General features: G+C 59.8%; 14 protein-coding genes and 5 pseudogenes. 15 read left to right on the forward strand and 4 right to left on the reverse strand.

The annotated features are described in order from the left end of the window. Positions 1-28: 28 nt before the first annotated feature. Both scpB and EKH55_RS27815 read right to left on the reverse strand, forming a co-directional pair. The gene (gene scpB, locus EKH55_RS27810) at positions 29-709 is read right to left on the reverse strand and encodes an SMC-Scp complex subunit ScpB (protein WP_151613995.1); all 681 of its coding nucleotides are present in this window, start codon (positions 707-709) and stop codon (positions 29-31) included. 2 nt (positions 710-711) lie between these two features. Further along, on the reverse strand, positions 712-1,665 hold the full coding sequence (locus tag EKH55_RS27815; RefSeq protein ID WP_246232052.1) for a DUF1403 family protein: 954 nt from the start codon (positions 1,663-1,665) through the stop codon (positions 712-714). A gap of 124 nt (positions 1,666-1,789) precedes the next feature. Between EKH55_RS27815 and EKH55_RS27820 the strand changes: the two genes are divergently transcribed. The 11 genes and pseudogenes from EKH55_RS27820 to EKH55_RS27870 all read left to right on the forward strand — a co-directional run bounded on the left by EKH55_RS27820 (position 1,790) and on the right by EKH55_RS27870 (position 12,296). Further along, the gene (locus tag EKH55_RS27820; protein ID WP_083265180.1) at positions 1,790-2,899 is read left to right on the forward strand and encodes a site-specific integrase; all 1,110 of its coding nucleotides are present in this window, start codon (positions 1,790-1,792) and stop codon (positions 2,897-2,899) included. Positions 2,900-3,299: 400 nt separating this feature from the next. Then, positions 3,300-3,641 (forward strand): annotated as a pseudogene (locus EKH55_RS27825) (antitoxin of toxin-antitoxin stability system); the annotation flags it as partial. Between the two features lie 77 nt (positions 3,642-3,718). Continuing rightward, positions 3,719-4,939 (forward strand): transglycosylase SLT domain-containing protein, encoded by a 1,221-nt coding sequence (locus tag EKH55_RS29970; RefSeq protein ID WP_246232054.1) that lies wholly within the window; start codon positions 3,719-3,721, stop codon positions 4,937-4,939. Next, positions 4,914-5,213: a hypothetical protein gene (locus tag EKH55_RS27835; protein WP_069456583.1), complete on the forward strand. Its 300-nt coding sequence runs from the start codon at positions 4,914-4,916 to the stop codon at positions 5,211-5,213. Before EKH55_RS29970 ends, EKH55_RS27835 begins: the two co-directional genes overlap by 26 nt. 401 nt (positions 5,214-5,614) lie before the next feature. Then, positions 5,615-6,528: pseudogene (locus tag EKH55_RS27840) on the forward strand (DUF2493 domain-containing protein). 416 nt (positions 6,529-6,944) lie between these two features. Further along, entirely contained in the window at positions 6,945-8,207 is a 1,263-nt protein-coding gene (gene repA / locus EKH55_RS27845; protein WP_106407720.1) for a plasmid partitioning protein RepA, read from the forward strand. Continuing rightward, complete coding sequence (gene repB, locus EKH55_RS27850; protein WP_069456582.1) at positions 8,204-9,226, forward strand: plasmid partitioning protein RepB; 1,023 nt, start codon at positions 8,204-8,206, stop codon at positions 9,224-9,226. Before repA ends, repB begins: the two co-directional genes overlap by 4 nt. Positions 9,227-9,429: 203 nt before the next feature. Next, positions 9,430-10,644, forward strand: a complete 1,215-nt coding sequence (gene repC / locus EKH55_RS27855; RefSeq protein WP_069456581.1) for a plasmid replication protein RepC — start codon at positions 9,430-9,432, stop codon at positions 10,642-10,644. Between the two features lie 137 nt (positions 10,645-10,781). After that, positions 10,782-11,434: pseudogene (locus EKH55_RS27860) on the forward strand (NYN domain-containing protein). Positions 11,435-11,581: 147 nt separating this feature from the next. Beyond that, positions 11,582-11,788, forward strand: coding sequence for a cold-shock protein (locus tag EKH55_RS27865; RefSeq protein ID WP_069456580.1), 207 nt, complete (start codon positions 11,582-11,584; stop codon positions 11,786-11,788). A 166-nt stretch (positions 11,789-11,954) separates the two neighbouring features. Next, positions 11,955-12,296, forward strand: coding sequence for a hypothetical protein (locus tag EKH55_RS27870; protein ID WP_069456598.1), 342 nt, complete (start codon positions 11,955-11,957; stop codon positions 12,294-12,296). Positions 12,297-12,302: 6 nt separating this feature from the next. On the opposite strand, the pseudogene EKH55_RS29565 reads toward EKH55_RS27870, so the two are convergent. Continuing rightward, positions 12,303-13,341 (reverse strand): annotated as a pseudogene (locus EKH55_RS29565) (site-specific integrase). A gap of 65 nt (positions 13,342-13,406) precedes the next feature. On the opposite strand from EKH55_RS29565, the gene EKH55_RS30115 reads away from it, so the two are divergent. Further along, entirely contained in the window at positions 13,407-13,532 is a 126-nt protein-coding gene (locus tag EKH55_RS30115; RefSeq protein WP_269808430.1) for a hypothetical protein, read from the forward strand. Here the strand turns inward: EKH55_RS30115 and EKH55_RS27885 are convergent. Continuing rightward, positions 13,519-14,436 (reverse strand): recombinase family protein, encoded by a 918-nt coding sequence (locus tag EKH55_RS27885; protein WP_069456578.1) that lies wholly within the window; start codon positions 14,434-14,436, stop codon positions 13,519-13,521. The genes EKH55_RS30115 and EKH55_RS27885 overlap by 14 nt on opposite strands. A gap of 673 nt (positions 14,437-15,109) precedes the next feature. Between EKH55_RS27885 and EKH55_RS30215 the strand changes: the two are divergent. The 3 genes and pseudogenes from EKH55_RS30215 to EKH55_RS27900 all read left to right on the forward strand — a co-directional run bounded on the left by EKH55_RS30215 (position 15,110) and on the right by EKH55_RS27900 (position 17,459). Next, positions 15,110-15,424: pseudogene (locus EKH55_RS30215) on the forward strand (hypothetical protein). A gap of 456 nt (positions 15,425-15,880) precedes the next feature. Next, on the forward strand, positions 15,881-16,579 hold the full coding sequence (locus tag EKH55_RS27895; RefSeq protein WP_245314443.1) for a hypothetical protein: 699 nt from the start codon (positions 15,881-15,883) through the stop codon (positions 16,577-16,579). A 289-nt stretch (positions 16,580-16,868) separates the two neighbouring features. Then, positions 16,869-17,459 carry a hypothetical protein gene (locus tag EKH55_RS27900; protein WP_069456596.1) on the forward strand — a complete coding sequence of 197 codons (591 nt, stop codon included), beginning with the start codon at positions 16,869-16,871 and terminating at the stop codon, positions 17,457-17,459. Positions 17,460-17,585 lie beyond the last annotated feature (126 nt).

The raw sequence follows: 17,585 nt of genomic DNA on the forward strand, positions 1-17,585 counted from the left end.
GAATGCCCTCGCGCCGAGGGCAGTAGCCTTATTCCTCCTTACTTTCCGCCTCGGCTGAAAGCCGCTCCTCTTGCACGGCAGCTCTGCTCAGCAAGCCGGCGTCTTCGAGCGCCTCGATGTCGGGGAGGTCACGCAACGTTTCCATACCGAATGCCGAGAGGAAGTGTTTTGTCGTAACGTAGGTATACGGCGCGCCGGGCGTCGGGCTGCGCGGCCCAGAGGCGAGAAAGCCAGCTCCGCGGAGCGAACCGATGGTGTCTCGGCTGACCTCCTTGCCGAAGATCTTTGACAGTTCCCCGCGAGTGACCGGCTGGAAATATCCCACCGCCATCAACACCATCGCCTCGAACTCCGACAGCGCCGCCGCTCCTCCCCGCGTCGGCGCGGCAGAAGCGCGGATGGTGTCGGCAAAACGGACCTGTGTCCGGTGCTGCCAGCCGCCCGCGACGGACACGAGTTCGTAGGGGCGGGAACTGAGTTCCTCGCGCAGATCATCAATCAACAAATCGATGCTGCAGTCCGTTCCGACGACCCGGGCAAGCGTCTCTCGCGTCACCGGCTCGCTCGACGCAAAGATCACCGCCTCGACGCGCAACATCCATTCCCGCCAGCGCAGCTCCGGCGGCAGATCTTCCAGCTCCCGGTCGAAGAGAATTTCATGCTCCGACCTCCGTCCTCGATCCGTTCTGGCTGTGCTTGATCCGGCCATCGTCACAACCCGTAAATCCGGAAGGAAGAGCGGCCCGACAGTTCGCGGACGGCGCCAAAGCCTTCCAACCGTTCGAACAGTCTCGTCGCGGCCCAGCGGGAGAGATTGCTACCGGGCACGGTCGCCAGCACGGCGTCCTCCTCGAGAAGGCGCGCGATGACGACGCCGGCGCCCTTGGTCCGTACCTTCGGCGCCACGGCCAGAAGCGCATCGGCGCGCCGGGCAATCTCGTTCGCCGAGCGCAAGGCCGCTCCCGCGCCTTCCACCAGCGCCAGGCAGACCGCGCGCGGAAAGCCGGGTTCGCCGGGACACACGCGCCCCCGGCCACCAAGCGTGCGGAACGCGGAACCATATCGCTCGGCCATCAGCAGCGGCAAGGGTCGGTTCCACTTCAGCAGGGCCGCCATCAGCATGTCGGCGAGCGCCCAGGCGAGCGGCTCGGCATCCGGCCGGTCGCGACAAATCGCCGAAACAAGGTCCGCCGCGGCAAAGGGCACCGGCCGACCCGACTGCAATGCGCCGTCGGCATGGTCGACGGCCGCAGCCAGCCGATCTTCCCAGGCGAGGCCCAGAAGGTCGGCCAATTCCGCAATGGCTTTCGTCGAAAAACCGGGTTTGCGGCTGACGAGCCTTCTGTGGGCAACAAACACCCTTCCGGCGGGACCGGGATCGTCGCCGGCGGCAGTGAGCAACGCGGCGTCGCGCAACGCGTGTTCGTCCTCGGTGCGCCCCATCAACCGCACCGCCGCCGCGGCGCATTTCAAAGCCTGGCGGGCACGCCAGCAACCGGCCCAGACAGGGTTGAGGCGAACAAGATCATCAAGTGATTTCAGTGCGATACCGGCGGCGAAGGCGGCGTCCGCTTCCGTCAGCTCGCGGCCGCGCGGAAGTGCCCAAGCCGGCAAATTGGCCAGCGGCAGTTTGGTCCGAGCAGGGGCGGTGGCGAGCGAATCCATACCACGGAGCATAATCGAAGCGTGCAGTTTTTGCCATAGATTTCCTTGAAACCGCACGGCTTGTCTTCAGCGTAAAATGACCGATAAGATTGCCTTATCGGACATTTTGCGCTTTATAGAAGGAATGGCCCAAATCGTCGCGCAAAACGGTAAAAATCACGCAAAAGAGACCTCTGCTCCGTCTGACAGCACGGCCCATTCTGATGAGGATCCGCCGTTGGTGTCGACGGATGGCCCCTCCCCTCTTCCCGGCCATCTCGAAGACCTTGCCGATCGCGCCCGCGGCTATGTCGAGGCAGCGAGTTCCGCCAACACCCGCAAGGCCTATGCCTCGGACTGGAAGCATTTCTCCGCCTGGTGCCGGCGTCAAAACCTCGCTCCCCTCCCCCCGGATCCGCACGTCGTCGGCCTCTACGTCACCGCCTGCGCCTCCGGGAACGCCGAACGGGGCGTCATGGCCAATTCCGTTTCCACGATCGAGCGCCGCCTGTCGGCGATCGCCTGGAACTATACCCAATGGGGCCAATCGCTCGACCGCAAGGACCGCGCCATCGCTACAGTCATGGCGGGGATCCGCAATCGCCATGCCGCCCCGCCGCGGCAGAAGGAGGCGATCCTGCCGGAAGATCTCATCGCCATGCTCGAGACCCTGGAACGCGGTACGCTGCGGGGCATGCGCGACCGGGCAATCCTGCTCATTGGCTTTGCCGGCGGCCTGCGCCGCTCCGAAATCACCGGTCTCGATCTCGGACGCGATCAGACCGAGGACGGGCGCGGCTGGATCGAGATCCTCGACAAGGGGCTGTTGTTGACATTGCGTGGCAAGACCGGCTGGCGCGAGGTCGAGATCGGCCGCGGCTCCGCCGACACCACCTGCCCGCTCGTCGCCGTCGAGACCTGGATCCGGTTCGCCAAGCTCGCCAACGGCCCCCTCTTCCGCCGCGTCACCGGAAGCGGCAAAGACGTTGGCCCCGACCGCCTCAATGACAAGGCTGTCGCTCGCCTGGTCAAGTCCGCAGCCCTTGCCGCCGGCCTGCATGGCGACCTTGGCGAGGACGAGCGTGCGGCCAAATTCTCCGGTCACTCGCTGCGCGCGGGCCTGGCCTCCTCGGCTGAGGTCGATGAGCGTCATGTGCAAAAGCAGCTCGGCCATGCGAGTGCGGAAATGACCCGCAAATATCAGCGTCGGCGCGACCGTTTCCGGGTCAATCTGACCAAGGCATCCGGGCTTTGAGGGTCCCTCCCCTGGTACCCCGCTGAAACCGTAAGGTAAAAATCGAAGGACGAAATTTCAGCTTAGCGCTGCAATTGAAATCGTTAAGTAAAAGCCACAGCCGGCTCGAAAAGCTGGTTGCATCAGGGTTGTCATGCTGATTTTCGATAGATCGTAAGCCATTGATATTATCGTAAACGATTTCCTAAACGAATCGCCATTAGATAGTTACTATTCGTTACATCCGACGAATGAGCCGGCGGTGGCTTACCCCGATAAGTAACCCTTATTGGAACTCAAACGAAACTCCAGACATTCCCGCAGTGATTACATCTCGCCAACGCGATACTTAGGAAACGTTTAACGGATTTTAGAAATTTATATTTCGCTAAGCTCCAAATTCGACGCTGCATGAGACAATCGCTCACACGCTCCTCTCGATCAGGAGCTCCATCGGATCGCGGACACACTCCTGAAAGTGCAGAAGCGCAATTTCTACCAGATCACGGCCGAAACCAGCCACCGCGGCCGCTACTACCACGCATATTCGGTGGATGTTTGCGTCGATCGCGACAGCCCCACCTATCAGCGGCTTTCCAGAAGCGACGAAACTATTGTCATCGATGCGCTGCGCGATCTCGCCAATTGGCTCTATCGCCAGCTCGAGCAGCAATACGAATACCTCACCTCGGATGAGGCGGTCGACGAGGCGCTGTTGGTGAACGGGTTAACCTCTACCGAAAGCGGCCGACGTTTCGGCTGACCCAGGCCGGGAAGGGCAAGCCTTCCTGCGGCCAAAGAGAGCCGCCGGGAGATTCCCTTGTAACCCGGAGGCCATCCATGAACGTTTCCTTCAGCCCCTCTTCGGCAATCCTCGTCCCGCGCGCCGCACCAGTGCTTGAAGCGGCGCGCGCCCTTCTCCTCCTTATCGAGACTGGCAAATCGATTTCGACTGACACGCTGCGCTCCGCCATCGAAACCGCCTATGGAGACAGCGATGCGAACGGAGCATGGGTCTGGAAAGACGCCTATGAGGCGCTCGAATGCGCGCAGATCCTGTTCATCCTCAAATATGGCGCTCACATCCGCCGCCAAGCCGCCGATCCAGTGACCGAACTCGGGATGCTGGAAAAAATAGCTGCTCTCGTTCCGTCCCAGACCCGCCGCTCCGAGGAGTCGCAGCGCCTACAGCAGTTCTCAACTCCTCTTCCGCTGGCTTTTGTCGCCGCTCATGCAGCGGGCCTGTCGTCCGACGATCTGGTCCTCGAGCCATCGGCGGGCACTGGCCTTCTCGCCTGCTTCGCAAAAATCGCCGGCGCAGGCCTCATCCTCAATGAAATCGCGGAAGATCGCGCTCACCTCCTGGCTGAAATCTCCGGCCAGCCGGTTACGCGCCATGACGCTGCCAGCATCCATGACCGTCTGGAGCCGTCCCTCTCTCCCTCTGTCGTTCTGATGAACCCGCCCTTTTCGACCGCGCCGAACGTCGACGGTCGCTTCAGGGCTGCCACCATGCAGCACGTCCGATCCGTTTTGGCGCAGGTCCCCGTTATCGACAACGCTCGGGTGAACATCGAGCAGCAAACGCAGAGCTGGTACACCACCTACCAGGGCGACATAACGAAGGTTAAGGGCGCTTCTGGCGGCACAACGGACAGCTTTGCTCCCGGGCAGGGATCCGGCTCGCCGCTGGACTGCAGCGCAGAAGTGATGGGGGGCGACACGACACAAGCTCCGCCGACGAAGCGGACCCATAGCCAGCAAGAGGTCGCTCGCATGGTGGAGGAGGAGGCTATTCGACAGGGGGTCGATCCGAATTTCGCAATGGCGATCGCCGAGCAGGAGTCTCGATTCAGGCAGTCGGCCCGTTCGCCCGTCGGCGCGACCGGGGTGATGCAGTTGATGCCGGGAACGGCCAGGGAACTCGGCGTCAACCCGTATGACACGCGGGACAATATTCGTGGTGGCGTGAAATATATCAAGAAGCTGCAAGGCATGTTCGGCAACAGGTATGACCTGATTGCCGCAGGTTACAATGCCGGATGCCACCGCGCCGGTTGATGATGATCTCGAGGTCGATCTGGAGAAACTGGACCGCAACAGGTACGCCGGCATCCTCAAGCGCCAGGATCCTGTGCGCGAAAGAATGATTGCACGCGAGGATGCTCCGGACACGCAGGTCATTCGCTCTCCGATTCTTCGCCGGCAGGAGGTGCGTGAGGCATTCGGAGCTGATATTTCGGCTTTGAACCAGATCATCCTCGACAGCGCGAATGCGGTATGCGCCTCGCATCGACGCAGCCGATGCGCCTGCTCAGCCCTCCGGGCTCTATGAGCCCTATCGCGTCCAAGCGATTACAATCCTCGAGGCGCTCCCTCACAGCTATGCGCGGGCGTCTGCAAACCGCGTTCGAGAACTTTCGATGTGGGACACGGGCAAGGGCCTGAAAGGAGAGAGGTCCGGCTTGCCGCTCGGTCAAAGCCGTGGCCCGCACGACCTGGATGAGTTCGCGACATAACCCTTCGGGTCGGGCGCAGCGGCGCCCTCGATCCCGCACAACGCCGCCGCCGCCCACAAAAAATTCCCCGCCGGGAAACCCGGCTCCTCGCCCAGCAATTTTTTGCGCTCCGGCGTCCTCCGCTTCGCTTCGGCCCTTCGGGTGTGTGCGCTCTCCTCCGGGTTCTTATCGCCTCATTCCAGGCCATGCAGGCCACAGCAAAAGGACCGAAACCATGATGCCGCACCTTGTTCCCACCTCCAGCCCGACCGCAGCCCTCCTCGACGAGCTCGCACTCTACGGCGTGCGGCCCAACTCCGACGAACCGGATTTCCGCCCCCTCCCCGATCTCGGCGCAGTCGAAGGGGCATCGCGTCGATGGTCGAAGCGATCCAGTCGATCTTCGTCGGAACGCGCCTCGAGGACGAGGTCGAGGAAGTGCTCTGGTCCGTCGTCAACATCTTCCACCGGCGCCTGACCCACGCTCAAAAGCGGCTTGACGACAATGAGGGTCGTCAACGTACGTCTCTGGCCGAACAAGACGGCTCCGAGGTCAGGAGCGTCGAACTGGAAAAGCTGGTGGCCGAGGGCTTTTCGCTCACCGAAAGCCGGAATGCCTTCGAGGCGATGCGCGATATCGCCTCCGAACACTACTGCGTTGAAACCGGATCGGCCTGGCTTCCCCGCACAGGCTCGAAGGTCTCACACCGGGCCCTGACGGCGGCCGTCATCGACAGCCGCAACTTCATCTCAGCCAAGCGCCGGGCCGAAATCGAAGTCCATTGCCCCGCCGGTACACGCATCGCCTTCACTGGCGGCGACTACCAGGACTACGACGTCATCTGGAAGGTTCTCGACCAGACGCGTGCAAAGCATCCGGACATGATCCTACTCCACGGCGGAACACCGAACGGCGCGGAACTGATCGCTGCAAAATGGGCAGAGGCTCGCGGCGTCACCCAGGTGGCTTTCAAGCCTGATTGGAAAGCGCACCGCAAGGCCGCTCCCTTCAAGCGCAACGATGCCCTTCTGGAAACCATGCCGATCGGCGTCATCGCCGCCCCGGGCACTGGAATCACCGACAACCTGGTCGACAAGGCCCGCAAGCTTGGCATCCCGGTCAAGCGGATCGGCAACAGGACGGCGCCGTGATCGGCGCCTCTCGGCTGTTCGGAAGACGTCAACAGGTGTCCATTTCCCGATCGTCGAGAACGCTGACCTCTCACCCATCCTCTCGGAGACTCGCACCCGGCACTCTGGTGCTGTTCGGGTAGGAAGATTCGGGTGCGGGAACGCGCATGGAGCGGCATCGCTGGGCAGTGTCCCACAAGACCACTCGAGGTGAGTCGGTCCTCGTTGAACGTACAACATACGAGCCTGGCACCAACCGATTGTAGCATTCACAGGAAAACAATCCGGCGACGAGAAGTCGGACATATGGGGCTAACCCTCGGGGTCCAAAGCAAAAATCGGGAAAGCTCGCCGCGGATCATCCCAATCCGTTAACCTTTTGTTAACCCTAAACTTCTGGACGGGTAAGGAGAATCGTGTTCTACCTTTGGCGGGTAATGGCCGGTAAACCGGCAGAAAGCCGCCAAGAGGAACAGATGGCGATAGCGAACCGAGTGAAATCAGTTGTCGGCTCACAGGAAGATGCTGGCAGCAAAATAATGCGCCATGCAGGGCTTCTGTCCGGGCAGTTGCAGCAGCTCAGAACTCGCATGTATCCACCAAGGTCGGAAAAGACGTTGCGTCCGTTTTTGACCAATGAAGTGTCGAAGCTGACATCTATACCGGATTCAACTCTAAAACTCATGTCAACCGAAGGACGCGGGCCGGTTCCCAGCAGGCTGGAGAATAATCATCGCGTCTACACCCTGGCCCAGATCAATGAGTTGCGCGAGTTATTCGCCAAGCAAAAGCCTGTAGAAGCTCTGCGATTCCTCCCCCGCCGTCGGGCTGGCGAGCATCTCCAAGTTCTTGCTATAGCCAACTTCAAGGGCGGCAGCGCGAAAACGACAACCTGCGTTCACCTTGCCCACTATCTGGCCCTTCATGGCTATCGCGTTCTCACATTGGACTTGGATCCACAAGCATCCTTGTCCGCTCTGTTCGGTGCCCAGCCAGAGGTCGACGTTGGGTCGAATGAAACGATCTATGCCGCTCTGCGCTACGACGAGGCCGAACGTCGTCCAATCCGAGATATTATTCGCAAGACATATTTTGATGGCATCGACCTCATTCCTGGCAATCTGGAAGTCATGGAATATGAGCATGAAACGCCGCGTATTCTGGCGAACAGGTCTAGCTCCGGAGCTATCTTCTTCGAACGACTTAAGCTCGCCCTTATGGAGGTCGAAACCGACTACGACATCGTCATCCTAGACACTCCGCCGTCGCTCGGTTTCCTGACGTTGAGCGCGATATACGCCGCGACCAGCATGATCATCACGGTCCACCCGGCCATGCTCGACGTTGCGTCGATGAGCCAGTTCCTTCTCATGATGGGCGACTTGATCAGCGTTCTGAATGAGAGCGGTGCTCAGTTGGACCAGGACTTCATCCGCTATCTGGTCACACGGCACGACCCGAATGATGCGCCGCAGTCGCAAGTCGTTGCGATGCTTCGTCATTTGTTTGGTTCCGATGTCTTGTTACCGACCGCGATCGAAAGCACGGCTGTCGAGGCAGCTGGCTTGGCGAAACGTTCGATATACGAGCTCGAAATTGGGCAAATCGGACGCGACACCCATAAGCGTGCCCGCGAGGCGGTTGATGCGGTAAACGAGGCGATTGTTCGCCTTATCAGCGATAGCTGGGGGCGGACATGAGCAAATCCCCTCGCAAGTCGATCGTCGCCAGCTTCGGGCTGCTTTCCGCGGAACTGGAGAATAAGCTGGCAGACGACCGTCAGTCGGCACCCACCGTCTCGTCTTCCGCCAGTCGTGTCGGCGCCGGAGTTATTGGTGCAGCTCACAGGGCAATCGACGACATACGATCAGAGCGTGATCGATTGAAGGCTCTCGTCGAGTCGGGTGGTGGTGCAGTTCGCGAGCTGGATCCTTCGCTCATCGACCCCTCCCCTTTCCCGGACAGACTGCCGGACGATGACGGGACAGATTTCGAGGCGTTCAAGCGATCGATCGAAACCGAGGGCCAAAAGGTCCCGGTCCAAGTTCGGCAACACCCCACCTCACCTGGTCGCTATCAAATCGTCTACGGTCACCGACGCTGGCTCGCCGCTAAACAGCTTGGGATGCCCGTTCGCGCCCTCGAGGTCGAAATTTCCGACCTTGATCTTGTCCTGGCGCAGGGCATCGAGAACGCTAGCCGCCAAGACCTGACGTGGATCGAACGTGCGCTGTTTGCATCGCGAATGGACGATGCGGGGATAAAGCCACGCTATATCTACGCAGCGCTTTCGATCGAAGACGCCGAACTGGCGCGGATGCGGAGTGTCTACCGCACAGTTCCAGCGGATATCATCGAGGCAATTGGGCGGGCTCCTAAAATCGGTCGGCCGCGTTGGCTCGATCTTGCGAAGGCGGTTGCGGGCGACCCGAGCACACTCGATTCCATTCGTGCTGCGCTAAGCATGAAGGGCAATGGCGCTGAAACCTCGGACCAGAGGTTTCAGCGTGTCCTTAATGCCCTCAAGCCAGCTGCAAAAACCGGCGTTGACCCAACTCCCATTTCGGATGGCAACGGCACAAAGCTCGCCGCCTTCGTGATGTCCCCGAAAGAAGTCCGAATTTCGGCCGCGGGACCGCTCGGGACCGAATTTTTGAAATTTGTTGAGGCGGAGCTGCCGAGCCTTGCTGAGCGCTTCGCCCGCCAGCGAGAGCAATAACAATCCTGACAGCTGTCAGGGTTCTGGAGCTTATAGAGGAAAGGAAGCACAGCAAAAGAAAAAGGCCCCCCAAACGTTGCCGTCGTGGAAGCCTCTCTCTGATTTAGCACCTCAAGAATCGCATTTCCACGAATCTTAGTCAAGAGTCTTTGGCGTCGTTTTTGGCGAGCGAATTTCTTTTGCCTTGTTGAAGGTGAAGGAAGATGCAGATTGGGAATGTGACGACGCCATTCGGGCGGCGGCCGATGACGCTTGCCTTGGTGCGGCGACAGATCGCGACGACCGAGATCAGGGCCGGCAAGTCGGCTGACAAGTGGAGAGTTTTTCGGGATGTATCAGAGGCGCGGGAAGTGCTTGGATTACAGGACCGCAGTCTGGCTGTGCTCGACGCGTTGCTAAGCTTCTATCCGGACAATGAGCTTCGCCAAGAGGCGCAGCTTATTGTCTTTCCATCCAATGCTCAGTTGACAGTCCGAGCGCATGGCATAGCCGGCGCTACGCTTCGCAGGCACCTAGCGCTTCTTGTGGAGGCGGGTCTGATCGTGCGGAAGGACAGTGCCAATGGAAAACGTTACGCACGGAAAGACAGGGCAGGAGAGATCGAAAGCGCGTTTGGTTTCGATATTTCGCCACTCCTGTTGCGGGCTGAAGAGCTCGCAGGCATGGCGCAACAGGTTGCTGCCGATCGAGCAGCGTTCCGTCGAGCCAAGGAAAGTCTGACGATTTGCCGTCGCGACGTACGAAAGATCATTACCGCTGCGGTCGAGGAAGGGGTGCCGGGAGACTGGGAAACAATCGAAGGAATCTACATTGGCCTTGTGAGCAGGATTCCGCGCTCCCCAACGCTCAACGATCTTAGGTCGATCCTGGATGAGATGGAACTCCTCCGCGAAGACGTCATCAACACTTTGGAAATTCAACAAAAAGCCAAAATTATTGGCACCAATGATGCTCACATTGAGCGTCACATACAGAATTCTAAAACCGAATCCATCAATGAACTTGAACCTTGCTCTCGAGCTGAGCAGGAGGCGAAGCCGGCGGATAATGATAAGCCGAAGCAGGAGACGATCCGTAATTTTCCGCTTGGCATGGTGCTGCGCGCCTGCCCCGATATCGTGATGTATGGGCGGGGGGGAGCGATCGACAACTGGCGCGACATGATGGCAGCCGGGGTCGTCGTTCGGTCAATGCTAGGGATCAGCCCGTCGGCCTATCAGGACGCCTGCGAGGTCATGGGGCCAGAAAATGCCGCCTCAGTGATCGCTTGCATTCTCGAGCGAGCAGGGCACATCAACTCGCCGGGCGGATATCTCAGAGACCTGACACGCAAGGCGGCGCGTGGTGAGTTTTCGCTTGGGCCGGTTCTCATGGCGCTTCTAAGAGCTCATGGGCAAAGTGATAAACAAGTCGGGTGATTTGAACCGCAATGGCGAAACCCTGACAGCTGTCAGGGTTTTCAATATGCGGCCGAACCAAGGTGCGGGCCGGAAAGCCGGATAGTGCGATGGCAAAGTGGGTGTTAAGATTTGCCACGTTCGAGGAAGGAACGCCTATGCCCTCTGAGCCGCGTTCGCCGCGCCTTGCGGTCCTGATCGATGCCGATAACACGTCGGCAAAGATCGTCGACGGATTGTTCGAAGAGGTCGCCAAGATAGGTGAAGCGAGCGTGCGGCGTATCTATGGCGATTTCTCGGGCAGCCGCTCAAAAGGGTGGGCGGATGTACTGGCGAAACACGCGATTATTCCGCAGCAGCAGTTTGCCTATACAACGGGAAAGAATGCCTCCGACATCACCCTCTGGTAATTGATGCAATGGACTTGCTGCACAGCGGTCGCTTCGACGGCTTCTGCCTTGTTTCCTCCGACAGCGACTTCACAAGACCGGCCGCCCGCATACGCGAGCAGGGAGTCGATGTGTTCGGCTTCGGCGAGCAGAACACAGCCTCCCTCGACAAGCCGCTGCAGCCGGCGAGCGCGGCCGTTCCGCTAATCAACAAGGTGCTGTCGCAGGAGGACACCGAGGACGGCTGGGTCAATTTAGGCACGGTCGGCAGGCAGCTCCTGAACCTGGCACCGGATTTCGACCCCCGCACCTTCGGCTTCCGAAATCTCAGCGATCTTATCCGTACGACGAAGCAATTCGAAGTTCGCCAGGCCGAGGGCGGTCCCATCAGCATCCGGGTGAAACAACGAAACAAAAAATAGCGCCACCGCCGCGGCGATTGGGGAGGACGGGAGTGCGGCGACAGATCGTTCGGCTTTCCCCTGGGGCCAGAAGCGTCTATCAATGCTGGCGCAAAGAAAAGCGCCGAGGTCCGACGCTCGGCAAGACAATGATCAAAGGTAGACGTTATGGCGACCGGTACGGTAAAGTGGTTCAACGCAACAAAGGGCTTCGGGTTCATCCAGCCGGACGACGGCAGCGCCGATGTCTTCGTACACATTTCCGCGGTGGAGCGGGCTGACCTGCGGGAGCTGAAGGACGGCCAGAAGATCACCTATGAACTGGTAAAGGATCGCGAGTCCGGCAAGATGTCGGCGGACAACCTGCAGGCCTGAGCCGCTTCGGTCCTACGGAGCGCTCCCCTCCCAAGCTTTCGTTAGCTTCAAAGCCGGACGCATCTCCTCCGCGCCGGGCTTTTGTCGTTTTCGCAGGAAGTCTATCCGGATTTTGCCATTCTTATCGATCAATTCCGGCAAGGAGGAATTCCAAGGAGGCCGGATCGTGGAACTTAGCGCCAATGACCGCGAGTTTATCGCGGTGATGAGACAGTATTTTGCGGCCAAATCCGAGCTGGAGAGCTTGAAAGAACAGTTGGAGGCGGCACGACAGGTCGCCGGCGAGGCGATCGGCGTCTTCTACGATCCCTGCCAGAACGCCGAGCATGCCGCCGACCTGCAACGCTCGCATCGCTTGAGGGCAGAGATGGCGTCGCTGATGCAACGTGCTGAGGCTTGGGGCAGGGCAACATCGGGTGCTAACCAGCACGATAGATCGGAGGCGGAGGCGGAAGCGGAAGAATGGCAGTCGTTTGAGAGGCGAGCCGATGTATTCTTCGGCGAGTAGTGCCGCTTAGACGATCAGCCGGGCCGCTCGTCCATTCTTTCGTTCCGCGTTGTTATAATAGCTGGCCGCCTGGGTCACCGATTTGTGCAGCGACTGCTGCATCGCCTCGGGCAGCGGGATACCGCGATTGGCAGCCTCGGTGAGATAGCCCGACCTTTACCCATGCGCCGAAAACAACGCCGGATCGAGCCCGGCCTGCTTGGCGCGAGCCTTCAAGACCAGATTGACCGACTGAGGGGTGAGCGCCCGACGATCGAGGTTGCCCCACTGGTCAATGCGGCGGAATACCGGCCGATCAAGAGGTGTTCATCATCGTCGCTCGTCGTCGTCTTGGTGCGGCCGAGGCGGATCGACAGACATGGGAGGGAGGGGAGTCTCTGTCGGCGGGATCGGCGCGCACCGGCTCCTCGTCATGAAGATCCTCGACGCGCAAGCCTGCCACTTCCGAGCGGCGGCGGCCGCCGGAGGCAAAGGCGGTCAGCAGCAGCGCCCGGTCGCGCCGATCGACGAGCCGTTCGCCGGAACAGGTGGCAAGCAACCGGACGAGAACATCGATGGTCACCGCCTTCTTGCTCTTGCGCCCGCGCGGCCGGCTGCTCGCTTTGACCGCCAGCCTGAGTGCACTCGTCAGCGACGGCGCGTGCGGGCCCCGCGCCTTGAGCAGGCTTTCGACGCCCAATCCGGCCTCGACGTCGGCCCGCATGCCGTGAGCCGGATCCTCGCGGCGTTTCATAGGATCCCAGAGGTGATGGGCAAGGAATTTCAGCAGCAGCGATTCCGGCGATGGCCAGGGGAGGGGGTCGCCGTTTGCCAGTCGGCACCAAGCCTCGAGGTAGCCGAGATCGGAGGCAAGCGCCCGCAGCGTGTTTTTCGCCCATGCCTTCGCCGCGAGATGTTTCAAGGTTTCGACATCGTCGTCTGTTAACAGCGCGGCCAGCTGATCGCGCCGGTCGAACGGCAGAAGGGCGTCGAGCGCGTCGAGCTGTTCGGTGCGGCGGTGCACTGCTTCGCTGTTCGAACCCGCTACTCTATGGTCGTCGATCATCGCTTCAGCCTCCGACGCGCTTGTGGGCATTTCGGAAAATCCGTGTATTCCGGAAATGGGGAGTATTGAAATGGCGCCTGGCGCTGCAGATCCTCAATAGCCAAGGCTGGAAGACGCTGGCGGCGAACAGCGGCAGGAAAAAGAACGGCGTGATCGGATGCCTGATAAACCGTGCCCTCAGCGGCGAATAAGGCCAAACCGGTGGGCTTTGTCCAGCAGGTCCCGGACGGAGGAGGGCTGCCATTTTTTGCCGCCTCGCGCAGGGCGTTCTCCCATCTGGTCCAGTTGAGCGGCAATGTCGCGAAGCGACAGATCGGGATCGGCAAGGGCGATCGCCGCCACCAGCTTCATCAGATGGTCCTCGGCAGCGCGGCGAGGGGACCGGGCCAGAAGTTCCTTTTCCGCGAGCTTTTCGCGGACCAGGCGATGAACGGCGCGACGAAGGCGCTCGACGGTCCAGTCGTGACCGCGGCGATTGAGCACGCGCACGACATTGTCCCAACTGTGATGAGGCCGCAGTTGCCGCACCATTGGCAGCCACGTCTGCGCGGATGCAATAAGCTCATCGAGATAGAGTTTCTCGCGTGCCTTGGAGACTGCCTTGATCGCCTCCGGTCGCCGTTCTCGCAGGCCGGGGTTTCCCGGAAGCTTGCCGCGCGCCCTCGCCGCCTTGATGCCGGCCTTCGTGCGCTCGGCGATCAGCACTCTCTCGAGCTGAGCGACGGCGCCGAGAACCTGGAGGGAGAACATCCCCTGTGGCGTCGAGGTGTCGATCGGATCGCGGATCGAGCGAAAATGCACGCCACGCTCTTCAAGATCCTCGATCACCTGCAGGAGATGGCTCACCGATCGGGCCAGCCGATCGAGGCGGACGACGACGAGGACGTCTCCTGCGGTGAGCTCTCCGAGTAGCCGGGTCAAGACTGGCCGGGCCCGTGATGCCCCGGAGCCATGCTCCTGATAGATCCGATCGCAGCCGGCGGCGCGCAGCTCGTCGATCTGGGCATCGTGGACCTGATCGTCTGTCGACACGCGGGCATAGCCTATCAGCCGCCTTAGAGGCTGTTGGACGTTAACTCTTTGTCGCGTCGCCATCGCGCTTTTAACGGCCCCGTTTCGCAGTGATTTGTACAGATAAGGAATGCGTGAGAAATTAGTCAGTTGCAAGCATGTTTTAGACATCGAATTGCGGCCCGTCAGACCCAAGTCGTCACCCAAGACGAGTAACGGAGCCTCCACATAGGCAAACGCGCGTCAGCGGGCTTCTGTGGCGGAAATACCGGAAAAACAGTGCTCACAGAGACGGCTTAGACAGCGGGGGGATGCTGAAAGGCCGCCGCGCTCGTTTCCGAAAAAGAGGAAGAGCGCAGTGCAGCGACGGCGGCGACCGAATTTTGTGTTGGGGTGTGCGGACATCCCGGGCGAAATCGCTCGAGAAGCCCGGAAAACCTCGCATTTTGGCGATCCACGCCGACTGATACTTACGTTCTGCGACTTCAAAACCATCACTCGATAGTGAGGCATGATAATCGGCATCCGGCTGACGGAAGGTAAGGTGTAGTTAGCTTCTGTTTACAGAATTTTACCCGCAACATCATATGGTTAATGGTTCGTGAATGAGGCCCGAACAAGGACTGCTCGAAGGTGGGTGGGCCGATTGGGGGGCGGCGCTGTATCAACGGGCTGAAATGATGTTGTGGGTAGCTGTTGACCCGCGTTGCATCGGTCGGTTTTCGCAGCGACGATTGCCTCTGGATGGAGGCCCAGAATGCACGGCATCAACCTTGACGACTTGAACGAAGTGGAGCTGATCGCCTTGCACGATGCGATCGTCGATCGGCTCCACTTTCTGCATCGGCAGAAGACGACGCATGCCTTGCTTGAACTCGCGATCGGCGAGCGGGTGATGTTCGAGGACAATAGCGGCTAGACGCAGGTTGGAATCGTCACCCGTCGAAACCGCAAGACGGTGACGGTGCATGGCGACAATGGCCGGCAATGGCACGTTTCGCCGCAGCTCTTGCGAAAGGAAACAGTCGCCGCTCAAGGCGGCAATCTCGTGCCGTTTTCGAGGAAAGGGTGACCGTCGGGCGGGTATGCTCAGATCCGCCAGTTGCGGGACCGATACAATCACCGAGATAGCGACTATCGGCCTAAACGGCGGTATTGCCCGCGACGCCAGCTCGGCCTCATGAAGACCTGTCACATGTCGTTTTACCGTGCCACTGAAGATCTTGCGCCGCCCGGTTACGAAGGCCCGTAGGTCGTCCCAGGAGGCATCGGTAGATTATCAGACCCATTCCGAACTTGCCGCTTCACGCGGGGGGCAGGGGGGGCCTAGTCGCTGTGAACCAAAACACCAAATCGAATTGCTAGTCTCGTTTGTTGCTCGCTTTTCAGGCGGGGTTTATGGGCGGCTCTGCATGGATCGCGGATTCGTCTGTGGCATTTGAATCACTTCGGGCAGTGGTTTACTAAGTTGCTTTGGTTGACAAAATTGCACCGGCGCCTATGCTAATGGTGTCGGAGGTGGAGAAAAATGGCTGAAAAGGCGATGTCCAAAGCTCCAACGCGCTCGACAAGAGCGCGGCGCGGGAAATCCAAAGACGTCATGACCGTGTTCACGATGAAGCGTGGGGCGGCAAAGGCTCTTGCAGGATATGAGCTGCCCGCAGGCGCCGAGATTGCGATTGTTTCCAAAAGGCCGGACTCAGTCAGAAAGATCGAGAAGACCTTCAGCGGTCGATACGCACAGGTTGCCGCAGTTGTGGCGCGTGAGTCCGCATCACAACTCAGCAGGGCCAAGCCTTCCATAGACAAGAGTGCGTATGAACCGGACGCGCGCAGCCGCGCAGTTCTTGAAGGGGTTCGTATCGCCCAAGAGGACTTGCGTGAAGCTGGGGGTGCCTATGATCTCGAGCAAGTCCGCACCCTGATGCGTGGCATCTCTCGGCAGGCTGTCGACAAACGCGTACATGAAGGCTCTCTGATCGCGGTTCCCGGCCCGAGCAACCGTCGTACCTATCCAACCGTTCAATTCAAGCGCGATGGAACAGTGGTGCCTGGCCTGAAGGCTGTGCGCGACGCTCTGCAGACGACAAATCCCTGGACGGTCCTTAACTTCCTCGTCAATCCCGACGCCCGGTTGAATGACCGTCAGCCGATCGAGCTGTTAAGGACCGGTGACGTAGCACCGGTGATCGAGGCAGCAATACGACATGGCGAGCAGGGAGCGTGACCGCGCCACTTCCGCCGCGTGACCTCAGTTCGCGTGATCCGCTCCTGGTGGAAATCCCAAAGGGCACGACCCTCCACCGCTTCTACTCGGCGGCCTACGATCCCATTTATTTCGATAGGTCCGAACTCGGACGCTTCAACGCCCCGGACGGTTCCTATGGCGTTCTCTTAGGCCGTAGCAAGCGGTTGTGCAGGCTCGTTACCGCGATAGTATTGCCGGTCTCGAAACTTGTGAAGAAGCAACAGCTGCAGCAGGATCGCAGTCCGGCATGCTCAAGGTGGGGAACACTATGAAGACACCGTGGAAATTCCTTGCCCGATTGACGTCGCGGCGACCATCGGCGAAAGCGCAAGGGAGTTCGATCGGGAATGATACTGATCCTAAGGCTCACGAGAGCGAAGTGGATACGTCCGCACATCCGACCAGTTTGACGGTAGCTGCCCGTCCACCTGCTCACGATGAGAACATCTCGGCGGATCAAGGGTCGGTGGCATCGGTTAAGGCGAATAGCGATGACGATGTCGCACAGGCGTTAAGACCGCCGATCCATACTGAATCTGCGCAACATGAAGCCGACCCTTCGGGTGCCGAAGCGAATTCGTTAGTTCCGAAAAGAGCGGCAAGCACAAAGGCGCAGAGCAAACCACTGGTCAAGCGTCGAGAACGTAGTACGAGAGCCAAGCCCCACGTGGCTGCCCATCGCGCCGTCGCCCCAAAGCATCATCAAAGCTTGCAGCCCTTGTCTTCACGTGACTTGTTCTTCCAGGAAGTGGGAACACTTGAAGAAGAAATTAAAATGCTGAGGACCCAACTCGCTCGAAAGCTTCATCTGCAGAACGTTCAGCTAAAGAAGATGCTCGAACGCTTCGACGTTTCGTGATTTTGGCTGCGCTCCCGATAATCGCGCAGTTGGGTCATCTTTGACTGGCGGCGAAGCCCTCTCCGCCACTCGATTAAATGGTGCGAAAGCCTGCTGCCAGCAGTCGGTGAGTATTCGCCGCTGAGC

Source organism: Sinorhizobium alkalisoli, assembly GCF_008932245.1.
GTDB lineage: Bacteria > Pseudomonadota > Alphaproteobacteria > Rhizobiales > Rhizobiaceae > Sinorhizobium > Sinorhizobium alkalisoli.